Below are 12,246 nucleotides of genomic sequence, written 5' to 3' on the forward strand. Positions count from 1 at the left end.
CGATATAAATCGGAGATATTCACTACGGGAAGATGTAGTAGACCGCGTTTACATTTTGACTATGAATGAATTTCTCTTCGATATTTTCCTTTTATGTTCTTGCATCAGGTAAGGTTTTTATAGAGTGCCTTAAGCGTTTCTCGTAACCAGATAATTTTAGGGTTATGGCTGTTGCGTTTATGCCATAGCAGCGTGAAGGGAACCATCAGCTTTTCCCGTAGTGCTTCGTCGAAGGGGAGCGGGCGTGCGACCAAGGGGAGTTGGTGTAATTGATTATAGCGTTGGCAATAGAGAGGCGCGGTCGATATTAGCGAATGACCGGGTTGAGCAGCCATAAACAGCGATTGCTCGAAACCAGGCAGACTCAGTGCGATATTGCGTTTATGCCCCACTTCCTGCAATACGTCATCTAGCGCCCATGTATCGCTTTGCTCCCAGCAAATACTGATATGGGGATAGCGTAAAAAGGTTTCTAAATTCCATTCCTCTTGTAGCGCAGGATGATCTTCTCGTAGCCAAACCCAAGGCAAATCAGAAAACAGAACTTCATAATCGATCGATAAAGGCAGCAGGCTGAGCTGTTCGCGCGATCGCGGATGGCTTTCGCGACCGGTGAAGCCAATATCTACTTCGCCACGAGTAATGGCGTCTAGTGCATCATAATCCCAGTTGCGTACTTTGATCGTTGCCTGCGGATAACGCTGGTAAATCTGCTGTGATAGGGAATTGAACATGATCATCATTAGCGGAGATTCTGCAACCAGTTCGAACTTCAGGCCATGCGGTGTTTCATTGTGTGGCTTATCAAGTAACAGATTGCTCATCTGCATCCACTCGGCCAAAGGGTGTTCCATACTGATCATCAGCGGCGTAGGCGTTAACCCCAGCGGCGTATTGACGAACAGCGGATCACCAAACCATGAGCGAAGCTTCGACAGTGACTTGCTCGCCGCCGAAGGCGTTACGTTCATACGCTTTGCCGCTTTGGTTACGCTGCGTTCTTGCATCAGAAGCTGTAGGCATAACAACAAATTAAGATCGAGACTGCTGATGGATTTCTTCATGGTTGGGTACAGGACTCTTGAGCGTAACGAGCATGATCAATGAGAGACTGACTATGCTACAGACAATCAGAATTGCGATCAGCATATTCAGCGCATCGATGCCGAGTATTGCTGCTAGCCAAATCCAGAATGACGAACCGCAAACTTGGGCGATGCCTAGCACAGAGCTAGCCACGCCCGCGCGCAGTGAAAAAGGCCCTAAAGCCTGACTCATGGCCACACCAAACCCCACAGAGAAGCCTGCGCAGATTAGCGTTAAGCCAAAGAGCGCCACGGTATTTGAGTTTGCGAGACTTAACACCACGGCGGCGACCAGAAATAGCGCCTGAGACGTTATCATGAGCGTCCGGGGTTTAAACACATCCAGAGCAAATGGGGTTGAGAATGATACTGCCATGCTCACACCCGCCGTCAACGCCATGATCATGGCATATTCTCCCCGCTCGAACCCCATAATCTCCATCAACAATACCGGCGAGGTATTTACGAAGGTGAGGATCACAGACACGCTCAATGTGGTAATGGCTAACCGGCTGAGGAAGACACGGGTGAGCAGTGATTCAGCAGTTATTTGTGACGGTGATGATGCGGAGGCTGATTCAGGACGAGTCTCTTTCAGAACAAACAGGGACAGCATACACGCCAAGAAACCCATGGTCATCATGGTGTAGAACAGGCTTTGCCATGGGAACTTGAGCATAATTAAATGCCCAAGAACAGGGGCTAGAACTGGCACAATGCAGGTAATTCCGTTTAGCAGTGAGAGTACTTTTGCTCGTCGGCGGTCGTCTAGCGTGTCTCGCAGAATGGCAAATGCCACGACATAGCAACTCCCCGCGCCGATACCTTGAATAAAGCGTCCCGTTAGAAATAACAAGCTATCTTGTGCTAGAGAGCAGAGTGAGGATGCAATAATAAAAATCACGCTTCCCACGATCGCCACCGGTTTTCTTCCCGACCGATCGGCGATTTTACCTGCAAACAACATGGCACAGCCCATTCCAGTCAGATAGACGGAGAAGGCGATATGTAATTGTGATTCGCTGGCGCTGAGATCGGCTGCGATGCGAGGTAGTCCCACTAAATACATATCAATTCCAGCGGGATAGAGCAACACCAGAATAAAACTGCAGATTAGAAAACGTGTCATAGCATCCTCACAAGTAGAGTGGCGGCAAGGATAACGGCAAGGTGTGAATGAGGCGAGTTGCCATTTGGACAACACTAATTTCCATATGGGACATCGACGTCAACATGGTCGCGATGTTGAGACGCGTCCAATAAAGACAACATTTTCTAATATGCTAACTTTGTTATTTTTTGTGCCTAGACCGAATCATGGTTGTTCAGTATTGCGATTCACTGTCCATCGGGGATCCGCAGGGAACAGCCAGCGGGCTTCATTAGTGAGTTGTTCTGCCTGAATCGGATCGTTTAAATATGTCGCGATTTGAATGCGAACGGCATACAGATTGTTGTCTGGATGGCGAAGCGTATAGTCTGCGGCCCACTGTTCAACGTTACGCAACGCATTAATATCCTGAACGTGATTAAAGCGTAACAGTTCCCCCATTTGCCGATCATACTCATAGCGATCCTGTTGCAATACCGTCTGCCAAACCGCACGTGACGGGAGCTCATATTGTGTGCCATTCCTTTCAACGGTCGTTAGCTGATTCTGTAGGTACAGGGTTTGGATTAAAACACCGGCGGCGAATACGGTGAAAAATATCATGCCTCCACGGATCCATCTCATGGACATCGGCATGGTGCTTGTGGAGTACGGACGATCCGCACAGCGCAGCAGCACAATCAGTAAAATCCAGTGTGGGGCCGATTGATATAAGGGAAATTCCGTCATCATATGTAATGCAATAGGAGAGGCGGTTAGTAACATGGCTCGTTGAAGCCGACCCCCATTCAGCCAAAGCGTGATGATTGCCATTAACAGCATTAACATTCCTACGGCGGCAAATATCCCCCCTTCCACCAGCCACAAAAGTATTTCATTATGCGGATGACTGACGGTTCTGATGCCAACGTTAGTGATTTGTCCGCCAAACTGATGCAGAAAAACGGACTCAAAACTACCAACGCCCCATCCAAACAGCGGATGCATACTGAATAACTGCCCGCTATGCTGCCAAATTAACAGCCGAGTATGGGTACTGTCGGTGTGAACTACGGTAGGAAACTGTAGCCAAACATGCACGGCAAACGACAGGATGCCCCCAGCCACCAAGCTTATGATGGCGGCAAAGATGATAAAACGCTGCGGCCAAAACAGTCCTAAACAGGCGAGTATGACCAACGCCGTACTTAGATAGCCAATTTGTGATTGGCATGCGTAAAGAACAAAACCTTGCAGCGTGAGGCTGATATGCAGCAGCACGCGCTTCCACCGAGTAGTTTTGCTGCGATATAAAAGCAATAGCAGCGTGGCTGCTATGCCGCATGCGATAAAGCTCGCTAAGACATTAACCTGCTGGAAAATACCATAGGGGCGTAACTGCGCGGGTGAAAACTCCCACCACGCCGCTGCTTTGAGATGAAATAGCTGAATAACAGCGATGACACACTGCAAAACTGACGCTATCCACAGTGTGGAGAGTATCGCGAAGAGGTGCTGCCGCCGCCACGGTAACTGGAGTAATAAACGGTAGAACGATAATCCGGCGACTATACCGATTGCGACGATCAGTGCGTCGTTAAACCAAGGTAAAGGGGTGAGCAGTGCTCGAATAACCAGCACCACACATCCTGCATAAAGCCAGAACAGCGATGCTGAGCGACGATACCGCTGCCAGACTTTAGGCGCCTGAATGATAAGTAGCGCAAAGCAGCATAAGGCTATCCAACTCAGAATATTCAGAGGTAAAGATAGCCCGCTTCCTCCCATGTTGGGCAGGTAAACGGTCATCACGATACCGCCAAAAAAAAGAGCTGGTACTAATGCGCTATAGTAACCAGCTCGCAGTGAAATTCGGCGCATAGTTAAGCAAATCCCGTTAGATGGCGGAACGTTTGTGCCAGAGACACTGTGCTGGTCACATTGAGCTTTTTCATTAAGCGCCTTTTGCGATAGCTAACGCTTTTAACGCTGATACCACTGTTGAGAGCAATCTGTGTGAGTGATTGTCCCTTGAGAATTTCCTCCATTAGCCACCATTCTGTATGGGTGATGCCATACCTCGGCACCGAAAATGCCTGATTGCGGTAATGCTCAATGCTTTTACGGATCATACTGCTGTAATAAGGAGCGCTAAACGAGGTTAAGCGCAGGTGTTCCAGCATGTTGACTAATTCTTGGGGAGGCTCTTTCTTGCAGAACCAACTCGCCAAAGGCAGCTCGGTGAACAGTGCTGACAGCAGGGGAACTTGCCCCTCTTCAACGAGCATAATCAACTGACGTTGCTCACCTTTCAAATATTGATGACGAAGTAGACTTAATGCTTTAAACCGTGCCTCAGGTAGGCTAGCAATATCACAAAGTATGATTTGCTGTTTATTTCCCCAAATAGGTGTAGCAAGGTGATCGACGAGTTTTTGAAAGTCGCGATCAAAATATTCCAACGTAGATTGTGTGGATATATTTTTGGTATCAATAATTGCTTTTATTCCCTGAACGAAAGAAACGTCACTGTCAAAAATACAGAGTTGGAGTTCCATACGATATTAACCTTTATTGATAAGTCAGCGTATAATTCGCCGTGGCGGTAAATGGCCCCAGTGTTATATCTCCATTTTGCAATGCAGTTGGTTCGCCTGCGACCCAAGCTTGAAATGTTAAATCCATAGAACCGTTAGCAATATTTTCTGCCGTAGTCGGTTTATTGAGTTCTATTGCTGAACCATTGCTTTCTTTTAAACCAATTGCAACCCCTGAAGCTGAACTTGGAGAGACAGGATTTATAATCAGATGATTAGGAAGTTCTGTACTTTCTATTCCACTAAACGTGACTGAAACGGTTTTAAATACGGCATCACTGCAATTTTCTAGAGGTATGGTAAAAGGAACGGGTGGACTCGTTTTATTACTATATAAATCTTTAGTAGATATTTGTTTGAAATTAACACCGATTTTATCTCCTCCTGGTTTGACGCTGCACGGCAGCGCCTCCACGGTTCCGTGGAAGCGCATGTCTCCGCCAATGAGCTCCGTCTGCGCGTAGATAGGGCCACTCAAAAGCAGAAAAATAGCGGCACCGTATAATTGATGGCGTTGTGGCATCGTTGCTATTCTCCTTGGTTATTGAAACTGTGCGACGACGGTCGCTGCAGCATCGAATTCCCCCTCAGGGATAATACTGCCCGGTTTTGCAATCGGCGCGGCGGTTAAATTCCATACACCTTGGTTATTATTAAACCCAGGGACGTCGTAGAATTGATTGGGTACTACCGTGCTACCTGATGAATCTTTTATGACAATGCCAAGATCGCGACGATCGTTTGCGCCATTTGTACCCAAATAGTCAGAGTTAAAACTTGCCACACCTGAACCGGCAGACTGAATACCCAGTTTTATATTAAGGTATCCCGTATCAAAACTGCCCCCCTTACACTGAACTTGAATAGGGACTTGCTGCACATAATTATTGCCATTTAGCTTTTCACTGGTATTAGGAATGGCTCCAAATTCGACGCTAATTGGCGTGCCTTGGTTAATAATACATTTGTCTGGAACGGTAATAATGCCAGAGCGAATATTAATAGTGGATAATGCCTCACCTGATAAAACGCCCGCGGATAATAATCCACGGCGACCAAATACCTTAACCAGTTCGTGATCCACCAATACAATACCGTTAATAACGGGTTTGGTGATACGGAAGGTTATTTTCCCTTTTGAGCCCGAACGCACGTTGTTAAAACGAGATGACGGCGGCCTACAGCTTTCACTATAGCGGTTGGTTTCATCGGTAAAGGGCGACGTTACATATTCGCTTCGATTCCCTGCAATCCAGACCTCTACTTTAACGTCAAAATATTCATTTAAGCGGTAGTAGCCTGGGTTTGACGTTGATGGGGTCATGGTTGACGTCGTTGAGTAATAACGAGCGTCATTAATCCGTTGAGTACAGTATTCAGTGACGCCGAAATTACCGCCCAAATCCCATGACTTAGAGATGGTTCCTCCTATGACGTTGTTGGAGATATCCATCGTTTCCAGATCGAAGTCATACGTATGTGTACCACTGTTAGGTACGACTTCGCCTTCGATCCATGCTTGGGCGCTTGATGTATACGCTAGCGCAGCAAGAATGAGAGCAGTACTCCAACGGCGGCTAAACTGATTTACTTTTTTCATTACTGATACTCCATGATTAGCCGCAGTAGGCTGCGAAAGTCACCGGCGCTGATGCTCGACTGTGTGGATTCCAGTGCGGCATTAAGCTGTAGTTCGTTATCGCCGGGAGAGAGCAGCCAAGTGTTTGCTTTTTGGTTAAGCGCTAATGCGTGTCCTTTGTCATCAAGCAGGCGAATTCCCGCGCCTTTGACGGCGCCTTGGATACGTAATAGGTCTTGGTTTATTGGAGACGATTCCCCTTCCAAGCGGAGAGAAACCGCCTGTTCACCGCTGGTGTAGCGCTGAGTCGGTTGTCCGACGCTGTGACTTGTTATATCGCTTGCGGACTGAGAGGCGCCCCTCAAACAATCACGCAGGCGCAGTGTGAAAGGAATGAGTTTGCTGCGGTCTCCTGACTGATGAAACAGCCGAGCGCTGATATCTCCCAGATCGATATATTGCTCACGAGATTGGGGATCGAGCACACAGGGGGCGACGTAAACATTTCCAGAGAAATGAACGACGCCGTTTTCCCCTTCGACATGACTGAAGTCCTGTCGAAAGGTCGGTGCCGCCTGCAACATGAGCGGCATTGCGGCTAATACAATTATCGGTAACCGGAACTGTTTCATCACATCCTCCTTTATGTAGGTCAGCGAGGCTGCTGATCGGCAGGTAATGCCTTACACACGCTTCCTTGGCAGCTGTACTTCAGTTCGGGATGACCGCCATAATCGTTGATGTACATCATCGCGAAACTGCTCACCGCGGAATTAGTGACGTCAATATCGAGTGATGACTTCGGTGCAACCAATACACCAGGAAACTGGGTCAGTTTGCCTCCGCCTTCTTTCACCGTTTTCTGCGCCAAACCAATAATCGTGATGTAGTAAGGCGTTGGATTTTCAATCGTCATCCGGTTACCAGATTGCTTATGGAAAACGACTTGGTTTTGCCATATCTCACCTTTGCTTTTTGGCACGATGGCGCTAGGGCGGTAAAACAGCTTAATGCGTGACTGCATAGCTAACTGCAACACGTTTGGTTTTGTCGGTTTAGGCGGAATTTCTCTGACATTGAGATAAAACAGGCTTTCACGATCCTGTGGTAAATCATCGATGCCATTGGTCTTGGTGACACGAGCCACGCCTTTTTGCCCCCCGTTAATTCGCTGGAGAGGAGGTAGTACCACTAACGGTGAAGTGATTTTTTTGCCTTCAGCATCTTCCACCCAAGACTGGGCTAAAAAAGGAATATCAGGACTGGTGTTACTCAGATTGGCGCTGGCTGAGCGATCGTTACCCGTGATAATGAGGCGGGTACGATCCAATGAGATCCCAGCGTGTGCGCTTCCTGTAATGGCGCTGAATAGGCATAGCGTGCTTAGCCAACGTTTGACTGTTAATTTGTTCATATTATTCCTTTCGCTATTAAGCAGGCCGCCATAAAGCGGCCGTTATTTCACTGGCAAGGCAGTAGTAATTGTTTGGAAGAGTTAAGGTTATGGTCAGGAATTTTCAGTTGGCACTGGCTCTTGCCGTTCCAATTGGCTGAGAGTTTTTCCCCCGGTGTCACACCCGCGATCCACGCCATACCGTTATCCATCACCATGGCCACGCTCACGCCGTCGCGATTGACGATTTCTGAACCAAACGGAGGGAAAGAACCATCTGCAAGGCGAATGAGTGCCATCATTTTTTCACCCTGAGCAACAGCAAAGCGCTGATAACCAATAGCCCCTTCGGTGAGCGTCGTTGTCGAAATTGCTTTGCTGGCTTCGATATCCTCATCCAGCGCATCAACGTCGATTCGAGTATCAAAACTGTTGTAGCTCACGACATCAGGTACGACGGCGACACCTTGGCTGTTGGTCCAAGCATGCTTACCATTAAGAGGAACACCGGCGATGCCGCTGGTATCCACCATGATGCGAGCCGTATCGAGCGTCGCGCTGCTGTTATGCAAGGCGGCTCCGTATTGCGTGGCGGTAAATCCACCGCGCATGGTGCCGCCGACAGAAACATAGCGAGATTGCTGATAACTCAAGTTAGCGTTGAGTTCGGCCATCTGAGATCGATGCTGGTAATAACCGTCCATCGCAGCGCGATCGTTTTGACCTAAACCGGCTCGAACTCGCCACAGGTTGTTGTAGTCGCTGTTATCGCTATAAGACGCTAACTGAGTCGTGCTGCCTGCGCTGTTTTGCAGGTCATAGCCCATCCAGCGGCTATCGCCGATCGGGATGGAGAGCGAGAGGGCAAAGCTGTCATCGCGTCGGCCCTGATAGTCTGAACGCCAAGCAGATACGTTCGCCGTGATGCCATTGACACCAGCCAATCGGAAAGAACGCCCAAGCGTGATCCCGTAACGATCTTGCCCGCTGCGATCCCAGTAGTTTTGATGGGTGTAGGTAAGAAACATGGTGGTCGCCCAGTCAGGATTGTCAGCCCAAAAGGTTTTATTACCCGTAATGGTGTACATCTCTTTTTCTCGACCCACGTTGTCGTATTTCTGGTAACGCTCATCAAGATATTGAGAGAGAGAACGGAATGTCTTTTGAGAAAAGCGGTAGCCTGCAAAGGTGATTGCACTGTTATATTCGTCGAAGGTTTTAGCGTAGCTAAGCTTAAAGGACATCCCTTTTTGGCTATCCTGATCGGGGACGCGACTGATGGATTGCGTCACGTCAGCAGATAATGCGCCAAGCACATTCAGATCGCGGCCAAGACCTAAAGACCATGCGTTGTAGTCATTACCCGTCAGCATGGTGCCTCCGTACAGTGACCATGCATTGCTGATCCCCCATGAGAAGTCTCCGACGTAAAAAGCCGGTCCTTCTAGCTGGTGGTTATAGCGTGATGGCTTGCCGATAGAGGTGTTGTAGCGCACGTAGCCAGGGCGTGTGAGATACGGGATATTGGCGGTATTGACTTGAAAAGTCGAAACCGAACCATCTTGTTCTTCAACTTTAACGTCCAACGTACCGCGTACAGAACTGCGCAAGTCCTGAATATTAAATGGCCCCGCCGGCACGGTCGTTTCATAAATAACGCGGCCACTTTGGCTAACGGTGACCTTTGCGTTGCTTTTTGCGATACCGTGAATTTCAGGCGCGTAGCCCTGCAGGCTTGGCGGCAACATGCGCTCATCGCTAATCATGTTGATACCGGTGAAGCGTACGGTGTCAAAAACCTGTGAGTTAAGATAGATTTCGCCGACGGTCAGTTTTGACGCCAGACTTGGCAGCGGGCGGTAGGCATACACCTGATTCCAGTCAAGATTATGCTGGCCATCATTGTCGTAATTTGCCTGATATTCACCACGCATACGCCAAGCGCCGGCGTTAAAACCGGTTTGACCATAGGCTGACAGCGAGTGTGTGCTATCACCTTCTTTAAGCTGGTGAGTCATCTGGCCAGAAAGGCTGTAATCAAATACTAAGCCAGCCACGCCGTCATCCCAACGTTCTGGTGGCACCCAATCAGGATCGTTATATTTCATCCATGCCTGCGGCACGGTGATATCCAGAATCCCTTCATGATTGTTGAGTTCAACGCCAGGGATCGCTTTGATGTCGAGGCACTGTGGGTCAACGTGGTGTATTTTCTCCTGGGCTTCTTTTTTTAAAGCGAGAAAATCGACCTGCTCTGGCGTCAAGCAGACAAAGCTGGTGTCAGCATTATTTGCTGTGGCGCGATAGATTACGTTTTGCTGTGATACTGCTTGGCCATTAACACGGATATCTAAAAGATAATTCCCTGGAACGACATAGTTATCGGATGAGAATCTCTTTAAATCGACATTTTTACGATCGGACGCATCTAAAACGTCGGTGTTAAATTCCACCATAGGATCGGCCGCGACCCTGTCGCTGTAGCAAAACAGGGCGATCAAAACAGCCAGTAAATTTTTTTTCGTTTTCGGTGAATAAAGCATAATATCACTACGTTATATTTTACCGGCTGTCATGCGCAGCCCTTAAGAGCGAGCTAAAACGCCCCCCGTCAGATATTCCCTTCATACTTCAAGCTGCATCTTTATTAACGGTGTTTACTCTTTTTCCACCCCAATGCGGCTCGAATTATTTTGGATATACATAGCTAACCTGCCGTTGAGTTACAGGTAGTCCATGAAAAAACGCGCGGTGGCATAGAAATCGCCCGCACGAATATTTCGCCCTGTTGAGACGAGTGACGCGCTGAAATTCAAAATGTTGTCACCATCCATCAAGGCATAATCAGGTGTGTTCTTACCCAGTGTTAATATTTCACCATGAGTATCAGCTAATTGAATTGCAAAGCCTCTAGCTTCCCCGTCAATGGCTAATAGTTGGTTGTCGGATGAGTCAGGTATGCCGGTGAATGTTACGTTTGCGCTATGGTAATAACTGCCGGGTTTTATAACGCTAGCCAAAGCACAACCGGTTAGCTTGATATTAAAATTTTTTGTGAGTAACACGCCGGAACCTTGCGCTATATCCCTCGCTGAGATATTTCCAAACTCGATCCACTGTTCTCGGTAGAGTGGATCAATCACACAGGCAGCTTCGATTAATTCACCTTTCATACTTAGGCTACCCGGTGTTATATTTCCTGTTTGCGCATGGGCAAGGATCGGAATTACACCGATAGCAATATATAGCCAGCTGCGGATAAACATGATGTCTCCCTGTCAGGAATAATGTTCTATCCAAGGGTGAAAATAAACGCGGGAATGCTCCCGCGTTGTACGGCTGATTTATTGATAATCAATCTGGAAGTTAACGGTAGATTGGAATGCACCTGGGGTTACTGCACCAGATGCATTGTCAGCTTTCAGGTAAGCGACAAATGGGATCTTGTTCGTGCCGTTAACCAACTGAACTGGTGTCATTTTTTGACCCCAAACCACGTTGTTACTTGCGTTGTCTTTCAAACCGATACCTGCGCCTGAAGCGGTGCCAGAAGTGAAGGCAGCTAAGGTATTATCGGCTGTGTTAATGGTGTTTGGGTTATAGGTCACCGTCGCAGTTTTTGCCACAGTAGTATCGCAATCCTGCAATTCAATATTCTTCTGAATATTGCCGGCTTGCTGGCCATTAGCTAAAGCTGAAGTTGGGATCTGGCCAAAATCAACAACCACTGGGCTAGATGATGGCGCTAAACCACAGGCAGAGTTGACCAGTTCACCCTGGAATTGAATTTCACCTGTAGTTGGAGAACCCGTGTAAGCCGCAAATGCAGTCATAGACGTCATGCCAGCAGCTAAAGCTGCAATAATTGCCAGTTTATTCGTTTTCATATTGTATATTCCTAGAGATTTAGCGTATTGCTATCAATAAGTAACAGCACATGGTGAAAATTTATGTACTTGCTACTCTATTTTATTCAGCGGTTTTAAATGTCTATTTTTATTAAATGAAAGATATTTCATAAATCCATTTAACAAATCAATATTACAATTATTTTGTTTATACATAAAAGGCTTTGCTAATCAATAAAAAGAATTCGGTATATTTTTCTAATTGTTATTTTATCCTTAGAGGTTCAGATCGTTTGTTAACAATGCTTGTGCTGCTGTTGGAATAAAAGTCCTGATATCTGGATTTATTTGGAATGTTCCTAGTTAATTCATGGGTGAATTAAGATAATTCCTTATGGTTTTATTTTTAAATGATTTAAATTACAAAAATGCAACATCTTGATATTATATAAACCTTAAACTTATGGGGTTTATTCTTAATGGTTTAATAATTTGTCTCTAGGAAAATATATAGGGTATAAATTCTTGGCAGGTTTTGATGACGTGCTGGAGTAAGGTAATGGTTTTGGTTATGGGTTAACTTATTTCCATAAGAATTTTCTCTGGATTGATTATATCTCGTTATTTGACTGCTTAATGGACGGTTGATCTAAC

At 46.9% G+C, this 12,246-nt stretch carries 11 protein-coding genes; all 11 read right to left on the reverse strand.

Features of this window, described 5'->3' with window-relative positions:
• Positions 1–104: 104 nt before the first annotated feature.
• The gene (yidZ, locus tag K9N75_RS03830) at positions 105–1,064 is read right to left on the reverse strand and encodes an HTH-type transcriptional regulator YidZ (RefSeq protein ID WP_008815095.1); all 960 of its coding nucleotides are present in this window, start codon (positions 1,062–1,064) and stop codon (positions 105–107) included.
• A complete protein-coding gene (locus K9N75_RS03835) occupies positions 1,033–2,214 on the reverse strand; it encodes an MFS transporter (RefSeq protein ID WP_039185503.1) in 1,182 nt (393 codons plus the stop codon). The genes yidZ and K9N75_RS03835 overlap by 32 nt, the downstream gene beginning before the upstream one ends.
• Positions 2,215–2,400: 186 nt before the next feature.
• On the reverse strand, positions 2,401–4,056 hold the full coding sequence (locus K9N75_RS03840) for a PglL family O-oligosaccharyltransferase (RefSeq protein ID WP_224452233.1): 1,656 nt from the start codon (positions 4,054–4,056) through the stop codon (positions 2,401–2,403).
• Positions 4,057–4,058: 2 nt separating this feature from the next.
• Positions 4,059–4,733: a helix-turn-helix transcriptional regulator gene (locus K9N75_RS03845; RefSeq protein ID WP_004093246.1), complete on the reverse strand. Its 675-nt coding sequence runs from the start codon at positions 4,731–4,733 to the stop codon at positions 4,059–4,061.
• Positions 4,734–4,746: 13 nt separating this feature from the next.
• The gene (locus tag K9N75_RS03850; RefSeq protein WP_008815098.1) at positions 4,747–5,295 is read right to left on the reverse strand and encodes a fimbrial protein; all 549 of its coding nucleotides are present in this window, start codon (positions 5,293–5,295) and stop codon (positions 4,747–4,749) included.
• A gap of 18 nt (positions 5,296–5,313) precedes the next feature.
• Positions 5,314–6,372, reverse strand: a complete 1,059-nt coding sequence (locus tag K9N75_RS03855) for a fimbrial protein (protein ID WP_008815099.1) — start codon at positions 6,370–6,372, stop codon at positions 5,314–5,316.
• Positions 6,372–6,983, reverse strand: coding sequence for a fimbrial protein (locus K9N75_RS03860; RefSeq protein ID WP_004093252.1), 612 nt, complete (start codon positions 6,981–6,983; stop codon positions 6,372–6,374). Before K9N75_RS03860 ends, K9N75_RS03855 begins: the two co-directional genes overlap by 1 nt.
• Before the next feature lie 20 nt (positions 6,984–7,003).
• Positions 7,004–7,765, reverse strand: a complete 762-nt coding sequence (locus K9N75_RS03865) for a fimbrial biogenesis chaperone (protein WP_004093254.1) — start codon at positions 7,763–7,765, stop codon at positions 7,004–7,006.
• Positions 7,766–7,812: 47 nt separating this feature from the next.
• A complete protein-coding gene (locus K9N75_RS03870) occupies positions 7,813–10,287 on the reverse strand; it encodes a fimbria/pilus outer membrane usher protein (protein WP_008815101.1) in 2,475 nt (824 codons plus the stop codon).
• Between the two features lie 180 nt (positions 10,288–10,467).
• The gene (locus K9N75_RS03875) at positions 10,468–11,010 is read right to left on the reverse strand and encodes a fimbrial protein (protein WP_008815102.1); all 543 of its coding nucleotides are present in this window, start codon (positions 11,008–11,010) and stop codon (positions 10,468–10,470) included.
• Positions 11,011–11,088: 78 nt separating this feature from the next.
• Entirely contained in the window at positions 11,089–11,631 is a 543-nt protein-coding gene (locus K9N75_RS03880) for a fimbrial protein (RefSeq protein WP_008815103.1), read from the reverse strand.
• Positions 11,632–12,246: the final 615 nt, after the last annotated feature.

Source organism: Hafnia paralvei, from assembly GCF_020150375.1.
Classification (GTDB): Bacteria; Pseudomonadota; Gammaproteobacteria; order Enterobacterales; family Enterobacteriaceae; genus Hafnia; species Hafnia paralvei.